We start from the raw sequence: 18149 nt of genomic DNA on the forward strand, positions 1-18149 counted from the left end.
ACTCTGGGGGGTCTCAGGCGTGCTCACGTGCGTCGAGGGTACTCTGCCCCGCAGAAACGCGGGTCCACATCAGGTCAAGGGATCGCCATCCAGACGTTGACGCGGAGCGACCAGGTGCCGTCCGGGCGGCTGGTCAGCGAGCGCTCGTCCTGCCGCGTCACCAGGGCCATGACCTGCTCGGGCGTGCCGTAGGGCGCGACCTGGCCGGATTCGGCGGCCAGCACGACGGGGGTGCGGCCGGCCGCGCGCACCCGGGCGAGCACGCGGCGCACGTCGTCCTCGGACGCCTCGTCCGCCTTGGCGGCGGGCACCCCGCACATGCCGCGTACGACCTGGGTGAACCGGTCGCCGGTGACCCGCTCCACGATCACCACCGAGGCGTCGTCGGGGATGCGCGCGCACATCCGCGCCACCGCCGCCGCCTCGCCGCGCTCGACCGGGGTGAACGCGGTGCCGATCGACGTGAAGACCGGCGGCGCGAGCACCAGCAGCGCGAGCACCGGGGCGGCCCACCGCCGGGGGAAGCGCCGGGCCAGCCATCGGGCGCCCCACACGGCCAGCAGGACCAGGCCGGGGATCACCACGGGCACCAGGCGGCGGGCCGCCCACGGGTGGTCGGGGGTGATCTCCGGCCGCAGCAGCGTCGTCAGGGTCGTCCAGCCGATCACCGCCAGCGGCAGCAGCCAGGCGGTCTCCCTGCCGCGCAGCAGCCGGCGCAGCAGCACCGCCGCGGCCAGCGTGGCCAGCACGACCGCCGGGACGCCGATGTACCACCCCACCCAGTGCAGCGAGTTCTCGAAGTAGAGGCGGGAGCCGTCGGGCGGCAGGCCGTTGGCCTTCTGGATCTGCTCGATGAAGACGAAGGTCCGCCGGTCGTCGACGTTGTCGGGCTCGCGGCGCACGGTCTGCACCCAGGGGCGTACGGCCAGGCCCGCCATGACGAGCACGACCAGCGCGGCCCCGGCCTCCGGCAGCCGGCGCGGCAGCCGTACCCGGGCCAGGGCGGGCGCGGCGGCCGTCCCGGCGGCGGTCAGCAACAGCACGGCGCCGCAGATCAGCAGCAGCGGCTCGACCGAGCGCGACAGGTAGTCCAGATAGGGGCGGGACAGCATGTAGGCGGCGAGCAGCCCGGCCCCGGCCCCGGCCAGCAGCCCGGCGAGCAGCGGCAGCCCCGCCCCCGAGCCGCGGGCGAGCCGTCCGGTGCGGCCGGGGAGCCGCCGCAGCGCGATGAGCAGCCCGGCGAACGCGAGCGCGGGCAGCACGTCGCGCAGCCCGTCGACCCGGACCAGCACGCTCAGCCCGAACACCAGCCCGGCCAGCGCCGCGAGCGCCCGCCGCTCCCGCTCCAGCGCGTCGTGCACCAGCGCCAGCCCGCCGAACAGCAGGATCACCGACGGGATCTCGCTGAACGTGGCCCGCGACGTGTAGAGCACCGGCATGCTGACCGCGAACGCGAGCGCCGCCACGGGCGCCCACCAGCCGCCGACCAGGCGCGCGGCCAGCCCGCCGACCACGAGCACCGCCAGCGCCCCCAGCACGGCGGGCGTCAGCAGCATGCCGCCCAGCCACTCCCCCAGCGCGTACAGCAGCGGCGGCCCCGGCATGAACTGCGGCACCACCGCCCCGTCGCCCCGGTAGAAGCCGATGCTGTCGAACACCAGCGCCGGGTCCGGCCCGCCGAACGCCTCCGCCCGCGGGTCGATGGGCAGCGAGCCGTGCCGGGCCAGCCACACGGCGTACTGCGCGTAGGTGGCCGGGTCGCGCCGGACGAGCAGCTGCTCGCTGTGCAGGACGGCGTTGAACACCCCGGACCCGAGCGCCACGGCGAGCACGGTGGCCGTCTGCCCGGCGGTGGCGGTGAGCGGAGCGGCCCGCCGCGCGCCCGCCCAGCACAGCACAGCCGCGCCCGGCAGCCCGATCAGGAACGCGGGCAGCGGCCGGAAGCCGTCAGCGAGGAGCAGCCCCAGCCCGGCCAGCAGCCACCCGGCCACGGCGAGCGCGGGCAGCACGGTGACCACGGCGAGCACCCGGCCCGCCGCCGGGGCGCGCGTCCGGGCGAGTTCCATCGACCAGCGAGCGTATCCAACATCACGACGGCATCACGTCGACGGCATCACGATGACGCCCCGCAGGTGGAAGCCCGGTAGCGTACCGGCGTGCCGGACATGCGGGAGGTCGTGCGGGTGGCGGGTCGGTTCGGGCGGCGTCACCGGTGGTTCCTGGGGGTGCTGGCCGCCGGGGCGCTGCTCAGGGTGGTCACGATGCTGGGCTTCCGCCCGGCGCTGTGGTTCCCCGACTCCTACACCTACATCGTCACCGTCTTCCATCCGCGCCCGGACCTGGTGCGTCCCGCCGGTTACTCGATGTTCGTCAAGCTGCTGGAGCCGTTCCACTCCTTCGGCGCGGTGGTCGCGGTGCAGCACCTGCTGGGATTGGCGACGGGCGCGCTGGTCTACTGGGCGGCGGCGCGGCGGGTGCGGCGGTGGGCGGCGGTGCTGGCCTCGGCGCCGGTGCTGCTCGACGCCTACCAGGTGGAGCTGGAGCACCTGCTGGTCTCCGACACGCTGTTCATGTTCCTCGTCGTGCTCGCGGTCGTGCTGGCGCTGGCCGACCGGCCGAAGGTGGTCACGATCGGCCTGCTGCTGGCCGCGGCCACGCTGACCAGGACCGTCGGGCTGCCGCTGATCGCGCTGCTGGCGGGCTGGTTCCTGCTGCGGCGGCAGGTCCGCCCGGCCGTGGTGATGCTGGCGGCGGCGCTGGTGCCGGTCGTGGCGTACGGGGCCTGGTTCTACGCCACCTACCAGCGGGTCGGCATCGTGGGGGCGAACGGCGTCTTCCTCTATGCCCGGACGATGTCGTTCGCCGACTGCGAGCGGATGGACCCGCCGCCGGACCTGCGGGTGCTGTGCGATCCCCGGCCGCCGGAGCAGCGGCCGCCGTCGCAGGAGTACATCTGGGCCAAGGACGCGCCGCTGGTCAAGCTGCCTGGCATCACGTTCACGCGGGAGACGGACGCGCTGGCGGGCAGGTTCGCGCTCCTGGCCGTCCGCTCGCAGCCGCTCGACTACGCGGGCTCGGTGCTGTCGGAGCTGGGCCGCTCGTTCGTGTGGGGCCGCCCGGTCTACCCCGACCAGGAGATCTACGGCTACTACCAGTTCCCGTCGGTCTCACCGCCTCAGCCCGGCCGCTATCCGGCGCGGCACGGCGCGGAGCTCGCCCGGCGTTACGAGCGGGGCGAGATCGGCACCCGGGTCGCCGAGCCGTACGCGGGCTGGATGCGCGCCTACCAGGACGTGGCCCGGCTGCCCGGCACCGCGCTGCTGGTGATCCTGCTGGTCCCGCCCGCCGTGGCGGCGCGCAGGAGGTGGTCGGGGACGCGCGCCGCGACGCGCCCGGCGCCTTGGCTGGCCCCGTGGGCGGCAGCGGTTGTGTTGTTGGTCACACCGCCGGCCGTGGCGGAGTTCGACTATCGCTACGTGTTGCCGGTCGTGCCGCTCGCCTGTTTGGCGGCGGCGCTAACCTGTAGGAATCCTCAGAGTTCCTAAAGAATATTCCCCGAAATGTCCACCTCTGAGTATGCTTTGGCCGGTAAACATCACGCCCGTGTCACGGCCGTTTCGCGCGGTCATGGCCCCGGGCACGCCGAACGTGACCTAGTCTCGTGGCGCAGTACGACCAAGCCAGGACGAGGCTAGGGGGCGCATGAGTGACTACAGGAGCGCGTCCGTGCAGGACCGCAGGGTCGCCTCGACGCAGCCCGGAAGCCGCATGGCCCGCAGGCAGGCCGCGGCGGCCCCACCGCCGCCGCCCGAGGATCCGCCGCGCGGCCACCGGGGCAGGGGGCGCGGCAACGGCGGCAACAAGATGCGGATGCTCGCCTGGGTGAGCATCGCCGCCACCACGGTCATGGTGGCCGGCTCCCTGACCGGCTACACCGTCTACCGCGACGCCTTCGGCAGCATCAACCAGAAGCCCGTCAAGGACGACATCCTCACCGAGCGCCCCCGCGACACCGGCGCGCTGAACGTCCTGCTCGTCGGCTCCGACACCCGCGCCGGCGAGGGCAACGCCCGATACGGCCAGGAGCTGGCCCGCACCGCCGATGCCGGCGGCAAGCGCACCGACACCATCATCGTCATGCACATCTCCCCCAACCGGGACGCCGCGCGGTTGATCAGCTTCCCGCGCGACTCGATGGTGACGATCCCCAAGTGCAAGAACGAGACGACCAAGCAGGAGATGCCGCCCCAGCGGGCGATGATCAACTCCGCTTACAACTCCGGCGGCATCGCCTGCACGATCGCCACGCTGGAGACCCTCACCGGCATCCGCATCAACCACTTCGTCGAGGTCGACTTCAGCGGGTTCAAGAACATCGTCGACGCGCTGGGGGGCATCGAGATCTGCCTCAAGTCCGGCGTCGACGACAAGGACTCCAAGCTGAAGCTGCCGCCCGGCAAGAGCCTGCTCATGGGCGAGCAAGCGCTGGGTTACGTACGGCTGCGCAAGTATGGCGACAACAGCGACATCCAGCGCATCAAGCGCCAGCAGATCTTCCTCAGCAAGGTCGTCGCCAAGGCCACGAGCGGTGACCTGCTCACCGACCCGGGCAAGCTCACCTCGTTCGTCACGGCGGCGGCCAAGTCGGTCACGATGGACCCCGAGCTGGCCAACAACCCGCAGAAGCTCATCGACATCGCGATGAGCGCCAGGGAGCTGACCGCCAAGGACGTCAAGTTCACCACGATCCCGTGGATCCCCGACCCCGAGGACGAGAACCGCGTGGTGTGGAAGCAGCCCGACGCCAACGAGCTGTTCCAGTCGATCATCAACGACACGCAGATCGAGGAGGCCGAGCCCAAGCCGACGGCCAGCGCCAAGCCCAAGCTCGCGCTCAAGCCCGAGCAGGTGCAGGTCCAGGTGCTCAACGGCACCACCACGCCCGGCAAGGCCCGCGAGGTCGCCGACCAGCTCACCAAGCAGGGCTTCAAGGTCGTCCAGCTCGGCAACTACCAGTCGCCCGACGGCCAGAGCCTGGCCAAGACCGAGGTGCACTACCCGAAGACGGCGGCCACCGGAGCCGACTACGCCGACGCGCTCGCGGACGAGCTCACGCCCGCGCCCCAGGCCAAGGCGGGCAAGGTCAGGGCGACCACCACCGAGCCCTACACCGGGACCCAGACCACCGGCGCGGCGACGCCCACGGCCAAGCGGGCCCCGGTCGTCCAGCTGATCGTGGGAGCCGACTTCAAGGCGGTCAAGGTGACCAAACTTTCCGAGAGCGTGGAGAACTCCACGATCAAGGCATCGGAGCAGAAGAACGTCTGCGTGTGACCCTCCAAGTTGCCTGTGTACCCGGCTCGCCGGAGGACAGGACCGTCCGGACCGGGATATCGTGGTTCGGGTCGGCGACTGGGCTCGCCCGCGCCGTGAAGGCGCGTCACGCGTGTCGTCTGTCGTGTTCCCCGGCCCCGAGCGAAGCTGAGCGACTCCCCTGTGTCTGACACCAAGCACTCTCCCCCGGTCACGGCCGCGAACGACGGGCCCGCCAACACAGGCGCCCGATGGCCGCTGCCGGAGGAGGCCTTCTGGAGTGAGCGGACCGACCCTCGCGGCGAGCCGCCGCAGAGTCTCCGGGAGGTCGCCGAGGAGCCCGCTCCCGAAGAGCAGCCCAAGCGCAAGCGCGATCCCTATCTGGACAACGTCAAGTTCATTTTGATCGCGCTGGTGCCCATCGGCCACTCCCTGGTGCCGACGCTCAGCGCCGACTCGGCCCGCGCCGCGTACATCTTCATCTACACCTTCCACATGCCGCTGTTCGTGGTCATCAGCGGCTACCTGTCCAGAAACTTCTGGAACTCCAACGCGAAGACGAACAAGCTCGTCGACACCTTCCTGGTGCCGTACGTGATCGTCGAGGTCGGCTATGCCGCGCTGCGCTTCGCACTGGGTCAGAAGTGGAGCCTGACGATCATCGATCCGGCCTGGCTCAACTGGTACCTGCTGGCGCTGCTGTTCTGGCGGCTGTCCACACCGGTGTGGAAGCGGATGAAGTATCCCGTGCCGGTGGCGATCGCCATCTACCTGTTCGCCGGGTTCTCGGAGATCTCGGGCGACTTCAGCATGGACCGGTTCTTCGGCCTGATGCCGTTCTTCGTCATCGGGCTCGTCATGCAGCCGGAGCACTTCGAGCTGCTCAACCGCCGCTGGATCAAGATCCTGTCCGGGTTCGTGATCGCCGCTGCCGCCGCCGTGGCCATCTACATCGCGCCGAAGGCGCCGCTCGCGCCGTTCTACTACAAGAACAGCTACGAGAAGATGGACCTGTCCTGGTACATGGGCCTCGGGGTGCGCACCGGGCTGCTGCTGTGCGCGCTGGCGCTGTGCCTAGCGGTGCTGGCGCTGGTGCCGCGCCGCGAGACCTGGTACACCGACCTCGGCACCCGCACCCTCTACTGCTACCTGCTCCACGGCATCCCGGTGCTCATCGCCAAGGAGATGGGCTGGCTGGAGTTCCCGTGGCTGCACGGGCCGCTGGGCGTGCTGGCGATCAGCTTCAGCTGCTTCGCGCTGGCGATCGTGCTCTGCCTGCCGGAGACCCGCACGGTCTTCAAGTGGGTGCTGGAGCCGCGCCTCACCTGGCTCTACCGCCGCCCATCCAGGTCCAGGAGTTAAGCGACCGTTTCACCCGCATTTACGCCAATGCCCTGGTAGGCATTGAGCATCGACGCATGCGGGTATGCGTTGCCACGACCGTCCACCATCCCGAGGACGCCCGGATCATGCACCGGCAGATCCGGGCGCTGCTCGACGCGGGCCACGAGGTGACCTACGTCGCGCCGTTCACGTACTACAACGTGACGCCGGCCGCCGGGCTCACCGCGCTCGACGTGGCACGCCACGCCGCCTACGGCCGGGCGCGCGCCGCGCTCAGGCGCGGCGTCAGGGGCGCGGACCTGCTGATCGTCCACGAGCAGCGGCTGCTGCGCGCGCTGCCGTACCGCCGCCCGCCCGTCGTCTGGGACGTGCGCGAGGAGGTCTCCGGCGCGCGGCTCGCGCGGGCCGGCCGCCGGCACCACGTCGTCACCTCCGCCGTGGTGCCCGAAGCCACCCTGGTGTCGCCCAGCCCTCCCCCTCCCGGCGACACCAGGGTGGTGCACCTCGGCCTGCTGTCGGCCGACCGCGGCGTCAGCGAGCTCGTCGCGCTGGCCGAGCGGCTCGTCCCGCACGGCATCCGGCTGGACCTGATCGGCGCCGCCGCCCCGGGCGTGCGGCCGCTGCTACGCGACGCGCAACGGGTCGGCCTGCTCGACTGGTTCGGGTACGTGCCCAACCGCCACGCGCTGCGGATGGCCGAGGGCGCCCTGGCGGGGCTGTCTCTGTCCGCGGGGCCCGGTGTGACGCCGACGAAGATCCTCGACTACATGGGCCGCGGGCTGCCCGTCATCACGACCTCGCCGGGGGCCGGGCCGGTCGAGGAGACCGGGTGCGGCTTCGTCGTACCGCTGGACGTGGAGGCCGTCCTGGACGCCGTCCTCGACCTCAAGGAGGACCCGGTGCGGCGGCTGGCCCTCGGCGCGGCCGGGCACGCGCGGGCGCTGGCCCGCCACCACTGGCCCGACCACGCCACCGCGTTCGTGGCCCGGATGGAGGGCTGGGCGGGCGTGGCCGTGCGCTCCCGCCCGCTGGCCGCCGCCTCCGGGGAGAAGCCCTCCCCCGCCGTCTAGAAACGCGTACGCCGAATGGTGCCGACAGCCGGCTGTTGATTGACTGGGGAGCATGGCATCGCATCTGATCCAGGGCCGGACGGTGGGCATGCCTGTCCGGATCCGCGACGTGGCGGTGTGCGCCGCCGCCTACGCCGTGCGGGCCGACGCGGCCCGGGCGGTGATCGCGTACTCCGGGCTGGACGCGGCCGAGGTCCTGCCCGGCAAGGCCGTGTGCGTGCTGCTGTTCGCCGACTACCGCGACGGGGATCTCGACGCCTACCACGAGTTCGGCATGGCGTTCGTGATCCGGCGGCCCGACACCGGGCGGGCGGGGCTGTTCGTGCACTGGCTGCCGGTCGACGGGCGCTTCACGCTGGAGGCCGGGCGGGCGCTGTGGGGCTTCCCGAAGGAGCTGGCCGACATCGACCTGCGCCTGTCCTCTCCCTACAAGCGCTGCATCCTGCGCAAGGACGGCAGGCTGGTGCTGGACCTGCTGGTGCGGCCGGGGGTCCCGGTGGCAGGCCCCGGTCTCGCGCTGGACGCCTTCACGCACCGCGACGGCGTCACCCGGCGGGTGCCGTGGCGGTTCCGGGCGCGGGGCGTGCGGGTCAGGCCGGGCGGGGCGCTCATCCGGCTCGGCAACCACCCCATCGCCAAGGAGCTCAGCGAGCTGGGGCTGCCCAGGCGCCCGCTGCTGACCGCGACGGCCGCGCACGCCATGGTCAGCCTGGACGACGCCCAAACCCTGCCGTGACCGCACGGCCGACCGGCAGGCTGGGCGTCAGACCCGTGGGCGGGCCTGGGCGTCAGACGATCGGCGGGCGGCCGAGCTTGACCATGCGCCAGGCGGTGCGCCAGGCCATCGGCCGGCGCTCGCCCGCCGAGGTGCGCAGCCCCTCGAAGAAGCCGGTGAACCACGCTTTGAGCGCCACCGTCGAGCGCCGCTCGCGGATCAGCGTCAGCACGATCCAGTCGAGCAGGTAGAGGACCGCCAGCGGCCACGGCAGGTTGCGCCGGGCCAGCCACACCCGGTTGCGCGCGTTGAGCCGGTAGAAGTCGGCGTGGCGCGTCGGCGGCACCTGCGGGTGATACATGACCGTGTCGGCGTCGTACTCGATCCGGTAGCCCTCGCCGAGCAGCCGCCAGGCCAGGTCGGTCTCCTCGTGCGCGTAGAAGAAGCGCTCGGGCAGCCCGCCCACCTGGAGGAAGGCCGAGCGCCTGATCGCCGAGGCGCCGCCCAGGAACGTGGTGACCGGCGAGGACCGCTCGGGGTCGCCGGCCCGCAGCCTGGGCACGTGCCGGCGCTGGCCGATGCCGCCGTCCGGGTCCATCACCCGGAAGGAGATCACGGCCAGGTCGGGCTCGGTGGCGAAGCGGTCGCGCACGTGCGCCACGACTTTCTGGCTGGCGTACCAGCCGTCGTCGTCGAGGAACAGCACCACGTCGCCGGAGCACTCCTCGACGCCGCGGTTACGGCCTGCCGGGATGCCGGTGTTCTGGTCGAGCCGGATCGTTTTCACGGTCGCGGACGAGCCAACGGGTGGCGTCGCCGACACCTCGGGCACGTCGGCGCCGTTGCCCACGATCACCACCTCGACGTCGCCGTCGACCTGGTTGAGCGCGGACTCGACCGCCCGGTTCAGCTCCGCGACCCGGTTGCCCATGGTGAGGATGACGCACGAGATCTTCAACGAATCATCGTCCTGACGCGTTGAGAGCACGAGCGGAGCATTCTTTCATGATCACCGAGTCTGCTGGTCTGCCTATTTCCTGATATTGGTGGAGCTAAGCGTATCGGAACCGGTAGTGAACCCCCACCGAACCGCGGACGTCTGATCAATACGACGGACGGGGAGCCTTGCCGGTTCCGGGATGTGATCACGCCAGCCGCCTCGACGCCATGATGCTGATCAGATGCAGCACGGTCTGGAGCGCGGCCGCCACCACACAGGCCACGACGAGCACCCGGGTGGCGGTCAGGTCGCCGGTCACCACGTCGACCACCGCGGTGGCCAGCGCGAGCAGCGACAGCTCGATCGGCTGCACGATCCGGTGGAACTTCGTGGCCGCCAGCACCCTGCGGCCCAGCCCCAGCAGCCCCGAGCGGAACTGCGTGCCGGAGGCGTCGCTCGCCGCAGGCAGCCCGCCCTTGGCCCGCGCCACCTCCACCAGATCGGTCTCGGCCTTGATGAGGATCGCGCCCAGCGCGGCCGCGAACCCCATCACCGTGTACCAGTCGGGCAGCACCTGCGACGCCCGCCAGCCCAGCCCCGCCAGCAGCGCGGCCTCGGTGAAGTAGGCGCCCACCCGGTCGAGGTAGACGCCCGCCAGCGAGGTCTTGCCGGTCCAGCGGGCCAGCTCGCCGTCGGAGCAGTCGAGCAGCAGGTAGACCTGCACGAGCAGGGCGGCGAACACGGCCGCCCACAGCCCGGGCAGGGCCAGCACCACGCCCGCCACGACCCCGGCCACCGTCATCACCCAGGTGAGCTGGTTGGGCGTGACCGGCGTCTTGCTCAGCGCCCAGGTGGCGTAGATCGACAGCCGGCGCATGTAGAGCACGCCGGCCCAGTGCTCGCCGTTGCGGCGCTCCAGATGACCCGCGGGCTGAGCGACCCGCCGCAGCTCAGCTACCGAAGGCCCGGACATAGTCCTCCACTCGATCGCGAATCTCGGACTCGGGCAGACGCAGGTGCTCCAGGATCGTGTAACGGCCGGGGCGGGTGGCCGGGGCCAGCACCACGGCCTGGACGAACTGCTCGTTGGTCAGCCCGATGTCGCCGGGCGAGACCGGCAGCTCGTGCCGGCGCAGGCACTCGGTGACCTGCCGGAGCCGCGCCTCGTCCTCCCGCAGGAAATAGCAGAAGGCCGTGCCGATCCCGGCGAGCTCGCCGTGGTTGGAGGTGCCGGGGAAGAGCTGGTCCACGGCATGCATGATTTCATGGTCTCCACCGCTCGCGGGCCGAGATGAGCCCGCGACCACCATCGACATGCCCGACAGAATCAGCGATTCGGCCAAAACGGTCAGGAACGCGTCCGACTCGATGGAGTCCGTCCGCCCGATCAGCGCCTCGGCGGCCGTGCGCGCCATCGAGCAGGCCAGCCCGTCGAGCGGCTCGCCCCGCTCGACGTTGCCGAGCTGCCAGTCCTCGATCGCCGACAGGTTGCTCACCACGTCGCCCACGCCCGCCCGCACCAGCGACTTCGGCGCGCTGTGCACGAAGTCCAGGTCGACCAGGATCGCCAGCGGCATCGGCACGCCGAACGTGCCCTTGCCGCCCTCGTACAGCAGCGACGCCGTCGGCGAGCAGATGCCGTCATGGGACAGGTTGGTGGCGACGGCGACCATCGGGATGCCGGCCAGCGAGGCGGCGTACTTCGTCGTGTCGATGGTCTTGCCGCCGCCGACGCCCACGACCACCTCGTAGGCGCCCTTGCGCAGGTCGGCGCCGAGCGAGACGGCGGCGTCGACGCTCCCGTCGGAAACGCGGAACACCTCGGCCTCGTCCAGCGTCGGCGCTATCAGGCTTTCGATGTGGTCGCCCTGGCCGGGGCCGACGGCGACCGCGACCCGGCCGGAGGTGGCCACCCGGCTGTCGGCGAGCAGCGCGCCGAGCTGCGCCACCGCACCGCGCCGGACGTCCATGGTCAGCGGCGCGGGCAGCATCCTCGCGAGAAGCGGCATCCGGCCCCCTCAGTAGCGGGTGGCTATGGTGCGGGCCTTGGCCAGGTCGTCGTGGTTGTCCACCTCGACCCAGTCGACCTCGCCGATCGGGGCGACGTGGATCTGCTCGCCCCGCTCGACCATCTCCTGGTAGCCGTCCTCATAGTAGAGCTGCGGGTCGCGCTCGAAGGTGGCCTGGAGCGCGTCGGCCAGCTTGGCGGCGGCGCCCGGGCGGATCAGGGTGGCGCCGATGTACTCGCCGTAGGCGTCGGACGGGTCCATCAGCTTGGTGATGCGGCGCAGCGAGCCCTCCGGGGAGAGCGTCACCTTCATCTCCTCGTCGGCGAGCTTCTTGACGTCGTCGACGGCCAGCAGGATCTCGCTGGTCTCCGGCGCGGCCAGCAGCGTCTTCTCCACCGAGACGGGGTGCACGGTGTCGCCGTTGACCAGCAGCGCGCCCTGCTTGAAGTAATCGCGGGCGCACCACAGGGAGTAGGCGTTGTTCCACTCCTCGGCCTTGTCGTTGTGCACGAGGGTGAGCTCGACGCCGTGGCGCTCCTCCAGCTCACGCTTGCGATCGTGGACGGCCTGCGCGGCGTAACCGATGACGACCACGACCTCGCGCAGCCCCACCTCGGCGAGGTTGCGCAGCGAGATGTCCATGATCGTGGTCTCACCGTCGACCGGCACGAGCGCCTTCGGCAGCGTGTCGGTGTACGGCCGCAGGCGACGTCCGGCTCCAGCGGCCAGCACCATTCCCAGCAACGTGCACTCCTCAGTCGAGCATGACTACTAGGCCCAAAGGTTAGTTGGCTTTAGGCCCTGTGCGGGTAATCCGCCGTTAGTCTTGCGTTCCCGCATCCGCGGCTTCCACCCCGGATCGCGGTGCGGCGAGCCAGCACGTGAGACTCTCCCACCCGAACGCCCCCCACAGATAGAGCGCGAGCAGCGCGAACCCGGCGGGCACCCACCCGGCCAGCGCGGCCAGCCCGATCAGCAGCGTGCGGCCCTCCCAGCCCAGCCCCAGGCTCGACAGCCACGGCGGCGGGTAGACGTGCTGCCGCAGCCGGTAGACCAGGTCGTAGTGGTGGAAGGCGATGGCGCCGAGCAGCAGGAAGATCAGCACCGGCGGCACCCCGTGGGAGAACCCGCAGGCGGCGATGAAGGAGTATTCGATGGCCCGCAGGATGGGCGGCGCGAGCCAGTCGAGCCTGCCGTCGTGCGGGTGGGAGCTGCCCGGCCCGGCCAGCAGCAGCGTCACGGCGGGCGCGAACACCGCGAGCCCGTCGGAGGCCGCCACGCCGATGAGCAGCAGCACGCCGGTGACGAACGCCCCGGCGATCAGCGGCGGCAGCGGCGGGAGCTGCCCGGCCACGAGCAGGCCCATGCCGCGCGAGAGGGGCCCGTCGTCCCGGTAGGTGACGACCTTGCTGCCCGGCACCGGGGTCATGTGCACCGCGATCATTCCGCCGACCTCACCATCCGGCCGGCCAGCTGGTAGAGCGCCGCGACGCTCCCCCAGCCGATCAGCGCCACGAACGTCACCCGGGCGTCGAACAGCGCCGCGGTGACGGCGATGAGCGCCATCCGCTCGCCGATCGGCAGCACGATCATCTTCCGGAGCCAGTGGACGACGCTCTCGCGTTCCATCCGCTTGGCCATCTTGAGCACGCCCTGCCGTGGCTCGCGCCTGCGGCCCGCGTCGGCGGGCTCCAGCAGCGAGCGCACCGGTCTGGCCCACAGCGCGCCGACCCGGCGGGCGTCGGCCACCGCCCCGGCGTAGGAGTAGTGGATGGCGTGCCGTACCGCCTGCAGGATCATCGCCCCCACGGCGAGGAACCAGATCCCGCCGGGGTTGCCGCTCGGGAACGGCTGGGCGGCGACGTAGCCGAGGGCCAGGCCGACGTAGACGACGTACTCCTTGAGCCGGTCGGCCATCCCGTCGGCCCACGCGCCGAGCGGCGTGAAGCCGCGCGTGTAGCGGGCCAGCTGCCCGTCGAGGCAGTCGAGCGCGAACGACAGGTAGACCAGCACCGCCCCGGCCAGCCGCCCGCCCGGCGAGCCCGCCGAGAACCAGATCGCCGCCAGCACCGCCAGGCCGACCGAGATGCCGGTGACGGCGTTGGGGGTGAGCTTGGCGGCGGCGGCCGGCTTGATCAGGTGGCGGGTCCACGACGAGACGAAGAACGTGGTGAAGAAGCCGTCGTCGCCCTTGACCGAGGTGTCGAGCCTGACCTTGGCCTCGTCCACCTCGGCCAGCCGCTGGACGGCGGCGTCGGCGGAGCCCTGGCCGGTGACGCGGTCGCAGTGCAGCTCGCCGAGCGTGGCCGCGCGCACGGCGACGCCCGACCGGACGAGGCCGACGAGCAGCAGGTCGACGGCCTCCACCGGGGTGACGGGGCCGAGCCGGCCGGCGTCGGCCAGCTCGGCCAGCTCCTCGGCCAGGTCGGCGAGCGTGGCCAGGTCGGCCTCGCCCGCCTGGAGCACGCCGGCGAACGTGGCGTTGGCCTCGGGGACCGTGTGGAAGGAGCTGCCGGCGGCCACGATGCGGCCGCCCTCCATCCGTACGGGAGGCCGCATGGGGCCGCCGGCCGCGCCGTGGGAGACGAGCGCGCGGGTGTCGCGCGCGGGATGCTCCAGCAGCAGGGCCAGCGACTCGGTGTGGGCGACGAGGTCGGCGGGCACGACGGCGAGGGCGCCGGACGAGACGCGGGCGATCTTCGCCACGCCTCGCAGGTCGGCGCCGAGCCCGCCGCCGGCGGTGACGACCTGGACCTCGCGCACGGGAAGCGTGGCGAGCTGGTCGTGCAGCCGGTCGAGCAGGGTGCCGCCGTCGCAGGAGAGCCTGCACGCCGGTGTCGTGGCGAGCAGCACCACGGAGGTGGTGGTGCTCACTCGGGTCAGTGAGTCGGGCAAAGCGCAGGTCCTCCCGTTCTCAGAGGGAGTGCGTGGACTCAGCGTAGCGATCGCGCAACGTGATATCACGGAACAGGACCGTTACCCTCGAAGTATGAATTCTCGGCTGCGCACTGTCGCGGTGGTGCTGGCGGGCGGCGTCGGACAGCGAGTGGGGCGCGACACGCCCAAACAGCTCATCGAGCTCGCCGGGCGGACGATCCTGGAGCACACGATCGCGGTGTTCGACGCGTCGGCCGAGGTCGACGAGGTCGTGGTGCTGATGACGCCCGGGTTCGGCGGTCAGGTGCGCGAGCTGGTGCGGCGCGCCGGGTTCGGCAAGGTGACCCAGGTCGTCGACGGCGGGGCGAGCCGCACCGAGAGCACCTGGCGGGCACTCCAGGCACTGGGGACCCAGGAGTGCAACGTGCTCCTGCACGACGCCGTGCGCCCGCTGCTGGAGCCCCGGATCATCACCGACTGTGTCAGGGCTTTGGAGACGCGCGAGGCCGTGGAAGTGGTCATCCCGAGCTCCGACACGGTGCTCGTGGCCGCGCCGGGCGACGGCGGCGAGGTGGTCGGCGACGTGCTGGACCGCTCGCGGCTGCGGCGGGCGCAGACGCCCCAGGGTTTCCGCCTGTCGGTCATCAGGAAGGCGTACGAGCTGGCGTTCGCCGACCCGGGCTTCGGCGACCGGCCGGCGACCGACGACTGCGGCGTGGTGCTGCGCTACCTGCCGGACGTGCCGATCTTCCTGGTGGCGGGCAGCGAGCGGAACATGAAGGTCACGCACCCGATCGACCTGGCCATCGCCGAACGGCTGCTGACGCCGTCGGCGCCGCCCGCGGCCGTGCCGGGCCGCCGCGACGGCCTGGTGGGGCTCTCGGTGGTGGTCTTCGGCGGCGATCTCCCGCTGGCGGCCGAGTACGGCGCGCGGGTGCGGTCCTTCCCGCGCGAGGAGGTACGGGTCGCCGACCCCGAGTCGGTCGCCAAGGCGCTGGCGGACGTGGCGGCCGTGGACGCCGTCGTGCATCTGGGCGTGCCGGCGCGCGACGGCGACGAGGCCGCCGCCTACCTGGGTCCGTGGAACGTGGCGCGGGCCGCATATCCGGCGCTGCGCGAGAGCGGCGGCCGGCTGGTGCTGCGGACCGCCCCGGGCGCGGGGCCCCTGCACGCGCCGGTGCGCGCGGCCACCGCCGAGCTGGCCAGGTCGCTGGCCGCGGAGTGGGCCGGGGTCCGGGTCGCCTGCGTGAGCTCCCAGGACGAGGGCGCGCTGCTCGACGCGCTGGTGTCGGGCGCCCGCCCCTGAGCGGGGCGGGCGGCGGTGGTCAGCGGGGCGGGCGGGCCAGTTTGCGTGGGCTGGTGAGGAAACCCCAGCCCCACGACAGGTGCATGGTCGCGTAGACGATCGGGAGCCTGAGCTTGGCCGCCGCGGGCAGCCCGCTGCCGGTCAGCACCGACCCGGCCACGATCGCCAGCGCGTAGCCGCCCGGGATGACGAGGCCGAGCGGGAAGAACGGCGAGACGACGAGCCCGAGCAGCATCGCCAGCACGGCGGCCGGGGGCGCCAGGTAGCGCAGGTTGATCGTGCCCTCGTGGGTGCGGGCGACGACCCGGCGCCATCGGCCGTAGTGGAAGTACTGCTTGGCCAGCGCCTTGACGTTGGGCCTGGGCCGGTAGGAGACGCGCATCCGCGGCTGGAACCACACCAGGCCGCCGGTCTGGCGGATGCGGTGGTTCATCTCCCAGTCCTGGGCCCGCTGGAAGTGCTCGTCGTAGCCGCCGACCCGGTCGAGCGCGCTGCGCCGGAAGACTCCCAGGTAGACGGTGTCGGCGGGACCCGCGGTGCCGCCCACGTGGAAGGCGGCGGCACCGACACCGATCTTTGAGGTCATGGCGCAGGCGACCGCCTGCTCGAACGGGCTGACGCCCTCGGCGGCCATGACGCCGCCGACGTTGTCGGCGCCCGTCTCGGCCAGCGTCTCGACGGCGACACGCAGGTAGTCGGGGGGCAGCATGGCGTGCCCGTCGACTCTGGCGATGATGCCGTTGCGCGAGGCTCCGATGGCGGCGTTGAGCGCGTTGGGGGTGCGGCCTGTGGGGTTGGGCACGACGGTGACCCGGCGGTCGGACGCGGCGATGGCGTCGGCGACCTCCTGGGTCCGGTCGTGGGAGGGGCCTACGGCGAGGACGACCTCGATCTCACCCGGGTAGTGCTGGGCGAGCACCTGGTGGACGGCTTCGCGTAGGTGCCGTTCCTCGTTGAGGACCGGCATGACGACGGAGATGGGCGGCCAGCCACGCGTCTCCGCTGGCGCGTGCGGCGAGTCGGGGAACTGCTTCATGGCGGGGCTCACGCTACTGTACGGGCAGGGGAGGAGGGCAATCGATGGCCCGATCCTCCGTGCGCCACAGAGGGGGACGGCAATGCGCGACCCGAGCGAGGAGGACGCCGGTGTGCACGTGGGCGGCGACGCCTACGGCGGCGTCAGGCTCGCACCCGGCCGCCCGCGCAGGCCGCGCAAGAGCGCCAGAGCGCGGCGGCGCAACGCGATCATCGCCGGGCTGCTGTCGACGGGAGTGCTGGTCGGCACCGGGGTGGTGTGGGCGACGCCGCGCACGATCGGCTCGGTCGACGCGGGCGTCACGCAGACCGCGCCGCGCGGGGCCGAGAACATCCTGCTGGTCGGCGTCGACAAGCGCGACGACCTGACCCGCAAGAAGCAGAACGAGCTCAAGCTGGGCCGCGAGTCCGGCCAGCGCACCGACACGATGATGCTCATCCACCTGTCGGAGGACCACAGCAAGGTCACGGTGGTGAGCCTGCCGCGCGACACCTGGACGACGATTCCCGGCAAGGGCGAACACAAGATCAACTCGGCCTACCAGTTCGGCGGCCCCAAGCTCGCGCTGCAGACCGTGCGGCAGGCCACCGGCCTGGAGATCCACCGCTACATCGAGGTCAACGTGCTCGGCTTCGTGGACGTGGTCGACTCGCTCGGCGGCGTGACCGTGTGCACGCCAGTGCCGATCAACGACCCGAAGACGGGCCTCAACCTGGCGGCGGGCACCCACGAGCTCAAGGGCGCGCAGGCGCTCGGCTACGCGCGCACCCGGGCCACCGCCCGCTCCGACCTCGACCGCATCGACCGCCAGCAGCAGGTCATCTCGGCGCTGCTCGACCGGGCGCTGAGCGCGGGCACGCTGGCCAACCCGGCCAAGCTGGCCACGTTCGTCAACACCACGCTCGGCACCATCAAGGTCGACCCGGACGACGGCCTGCTGGGGCTGGCCACCCAGCTGCGTGACGTCAAGCTGGACAACGTGCAGTTCGTGGACGTGCCGCTGGACGACGTCGACTTCAAGACGCCCACCGGGGAGTCGGCGGTGCTGTGGGACAAGGCGGCGGCTCGCGACCTGTTCCGCAGCATCGAGGCCGACCGTGACCCCGGCGAGCCGACGCCGTCGGCCAAGCCGTCCGCCAAGCCGTCGGCGAAGGCGTCGGTCCCGCCGCAGCAGATCTCGCTCAAGGTGCTCAACGGCACGCTGATCTCCGGCATCGGCGCGCGCACCCGGACGGCGCTGATCGCGTACGGCTTCAAGGTCCCCGACACGGCGGGCAACACGACGCGCAAGGACCACGAGAAGACGGTCGTGCGCCACGGCGCGGATCAGGCGGAGGCGGCGCGCACGGTCGCGGCGGCGATCCCGGGGGCGGAGCTGCGCCAGGTGGACATCAAGGGCATCGAGGTCATCCTGGGGCGCGATCAGCTCAAGGTGGCCAAGCCCAAGTCCACGGCCAAGCCTTCGGCGAAGCCGAGCGCCACCCCTGTCACGGAGACCGCTACTCAGAACATATGCAAGAAATAGTAATAACAACCTCT

The 18149-nt window shown here is 71.8% G+C and carries 15 protein-coding genes; 7 read left to right on the top strand and 8 right to left on the bottom strand.

What is annotated here, in order from left to right; all coding sequences use genetic code 11:
• Positions 1 to 74 precede the first annotated feature (74 nt).
• Positions 75 to 2066, bottom strand: a complete 1992-nt coding sequence (locus tag ACBI99_RS11785; protein ID WP_375072293.1) for an ArnT family glycosyltransferase — start codon at positions 2064 to 2066, stop codon at positions 75 to 77.
• Between the two features lie 99 nt (positions 2067 to 2165).
• On the opposite strand from ACBI99_RS11785, the gene ACBI99_RS11790 reads away from it, so the two are divergent.
• The 5 genes from ACBI99_RS11790 to ACBI99_RS11810 all read left to right on the top strand — a co-directional run bounded on the left by ACBI99_RS11790 (position 2166) and on the right by ACBI99_RS11810 (position 8463).
• Entirely contained in the window at positions 2166 to 3545 is a 1380-nt protein-coding gene (locus ACBI99_RS11790; RefSeq protein WP_375072438.1) for a hypothetical protein, read from the top strand.
• Positions 3546 to 3702: 157 nt separating this feature from the next.
• On the top strand, positions 3703 to 5334 hold the full coding sequence (locus ACBI99_RS11795) for an LCP family protein (RefSeq protein ID WP_375072294.1): 1632 nt from the start codon (positions 3703 to 3705) through the stop codon (positions 5332 to 5334).
• Between the two features lie 162 nt (positions 5335 to 5496).
• On the top strand, positions 5497 to 6675 hold the full coding sequence (locus ACBI99_RS11800) for an acyltransferase family protein (RefSeq protein WP_375072295.1): 1179 nt from the start codon (positions 5497 to 5499) through the stop codon (positions 6673 to 6675).
• Positions 6676 to 6731: 56 nt separating this feature from the next.
• On the top strand, positions 6732 to 7727 hold the full coding sequence (locus tag ACBI99_RS11805) for a glycosyltransferase (protein WP_219499702.1): 996 nt from the start codon (positions 6732 to 6734) through the stop codon (positions 7725 to 7727).
• A gap of 52 nt (positions 7728 to 7779) precedes the next feature.
• A complete protein-coding gene (locus tag ACBI99_RS11810; RefSeq protein ID WP_357584068.1) occupies positions 7780 to 8463 on the top strand; it encodes an acetoacetate decarboxylase family protein in 684 nt (227 codons plus the stop codon).
• Between the two features lie 52 nt (positions 8464 to 8515).
• On the opposite strand, the gene ACBI99_RS11815 is transcribed toward ACBI99_RS11810, so the two are convergent.
• The 6 genes from ACBI99_RS11815 to ACBI99_RS11840 all read right to left on the bottom strand — a co-directional run bounded on the left by ACBI99_RS11815 (position 8516) and on the right by ACBI99_RS11840 (position 14265).
• Entirely contained in the window at positions 8516 to 9400 is an 885-nt protein-coding gene (locus tag ACBI99_RS11815) for a glycosyltransferase family 2 protein (RefSeq protein WP_219499706.1), read from the bottom strand.
• Positions 9401 to 9587: 187 nt separating this feature from the next.
• Positions 9588 to 10355 carry a CDP-alcohol phosphatidyltransferase family protein gene (locus ACBI99_RS11820; protein ID WP_219499708.1) on the bottom strand — a complete coding sequence of 256 codons (768 nt, stop codon included), beginning with the start codon at positions 10353 to 10355 and terminating at the stop codon, positions 9588 to 9590.
• The gene (locus tag ACBI99_RS11825) at positions 10333 to 11373 is read right to left on the bottom strand and encodes an iron-containing alcohol dehydrogenase family protein (protein ID WP_219499958.1); all 1041 of its coding nucleotides are present in this window, start codon (positions 11371 to 11373) and stop codon (positions 10333 to 10335) included. Before ACBI99_RS11825 ends, ACBI99_RS11820 begins: the two co-directional genes overlap by 23 nt.
• Before the next feature lie 27 nt (positions 11374 to 11400).
• Positions 11401 to 12135, bottom strand: a complete 735-nt coding sequence (locus ACBI99_RS11830) for a sugar phosphate nucleotidyltransferase (protein ID WP_219499710.1) — start codon at positions 12133 to 12135, stop codon at positions 11401 to 11403.
• Between the two features lie 76 nt (positions 12136 to 12211).
• The gene (locus ACBI99_RS11835; RefSeq protein ID WP_219499712.1) at positions 12212 to 12835 is read right to left on the bottom strand and encodes a DUF5941 domain-containing protein; all 624 of its coding nucleotides are present in this window, start codon (positions 12833 to 12835) and stop codon (positions 12212 to 12214) included.
• Complete coding sequence (locus ACBI99_RS11840; protein WP_308125585.1) at positions 12832 to 14265, bottom strand: CDP-alcohol phosphatidyltransferase family protein; 1434 nt, start codon at positions 14263 to 14265, stop codon at positions 12832 to 12834. The genes ACBI99_RS11835 and ACBI99_RS11840 overlap by 4 nt, the downstream gene beginning before the upstream one ends.
• A gap of 115 nt (positions 14266 to 14380) precedes the next feature.
• Here ACBI99_RS11840 and ACBI99_RS11845 point away from each other — a divergent pair, with 115 nt between their 5' ends.
• Positions 14381 to 15574 carry a 2-C-methyl-D-erythritol 4-phosphate cytidylyltransferase gene (locus ACBI99_RS11845; RefSeq protein WP_375072296.1) on the top strand — a complete coding sequence of 398 codons (1194 nt, stop codon included), beginning with the start codon at positions 14381 to 14383 and terminating at the stop codon, positions 15572 to 15574.
• Between the two features lie 19 nt (positions 15575 to 15593).
• On the opposite strand, the gene ACBI99_RS11850 is transcribed toward ACBI99_RS11845, so the two are convergent.
• A complete protein-coding gene (locus ACBI99_RS11850) occupies positions 15594 to 16610 on the bottom strand; it encodes a glycosyltransferase family 2 protein (protein ID WP_364173117.1) in 1017 nt (338 codons plus the stop codon).
• Between the two features lie 82 nt (positions 16611 to 16692).
• Here ACBI99_RS11850 and ACBI99_RS11855 point away from each other — a divergent pair, with 82 nt between their 5' ends.
• Positions 16693 to 18135, top strand: coding sequence for an LCP family protein (locus ACBI99_RS11855; protein ID WP_219499719.1), 1443 nt, complete (start codon positions 16693 to 16695; stop codon positions 18133 to 18135).
• Positions 18136 to 18149: the final 14 nt, after the last annotated feature.

Origin of the sequence: Nonomuraea sp. ATR24, from assembly GCF_041950485.1 — a bacterium.
Classification (GTDB): domain Bacteria; phylum Actinomycetota; class Actinomycetes; order Streptosporangiales; family Streptosporangiaceae; genus Nonomuraea; species Nonomuraea ceibae.

Excerpts from the sequence above, each read along its gene's own strand:
- ACBI99_RS11785 (WP_375072293.1), bottom strand. The coding sequence starts at position 2,066 with ATGGAACTCGCCCGGACGCGCGCCCCGGCGGCGGGCCGGGTGCTCGCC.
- ACBI99_RS11790 (WP_375072438.1), top strand. The coding sequence starts at position 2,166 with ATGCGGGAGGTCGTGCGGGTGGCGGGTCGGTTCGGGCGGCGTCACCGG.
- ACBI99_RS11795 (WP_375072294.1), top strand. The coding sequence starts at position 3,703 with ATGAGTGACTACAGGAGCGCGTCCGTGCAGGACCGCAGGGTCGCCTCG.
- ACBI99_RS11805 (WP_219499702.1), top strand. The coding sequence starts at position 6,732 with ATGCGGGTATGCGTTGCCACGACCGTCCACCATCCCGAGGACGCCCGG.
- ACBI99_RS11810 (WP_357584068.1), top strand. The coding sequence starts at position 7,780 with ATGGCATCGCATCTGATCCAGGGCCGGACGGTGGGCATGCCTGTCCGG.
- ACBI99_RS11820 (WP_219499708.1), bottom strand. The coding sequence starts at position 10,355 with ATGTCCGGGCCTTCGGTAGCTGAGCTGCGGCGGGTCGCTCAGCCCGCG.
- ACBI99_RS11825 (WP_219499958.1), bottom strand. The coding sequence starts at position 11,373 with ATGCTGCCCGCGCCGCTGACCATGGACGTCCGGCGCGGTGCGGTGGCG.
- ACBI99_RS11835 (WP_219499712.1), bottom strand. The coding sequence starts at position 12,835 with ATGATCGCGGTGCACATGACCCCGGTGCCGGGCAGCAAGGTCGTCACC.
- ACBI99_RS11845 (WP_375072296.1), top strand. The coding sequence starts at position 14,381 with ATGAATTCTCGGCTGCGCACTGTCGCGGTGGTGCTGGCGGGCGGCGTC.
- ACBI99_RS11850 (WP_364173117.1), bottom strand. The coding sequence starts at position 16,610 with ATGAAGCAGTTCCCCGACTCGCCGCACGCGCCAGCGGAGACGCGTGGC.
- ACBI99_RS11855 (WP_219499719.1), top strand. The coding sequence starts at position 16,693 with ATGCGCGACCCGAGCGAGGAGGACGCCGGTGTGCACGTGGGCGGCGAC.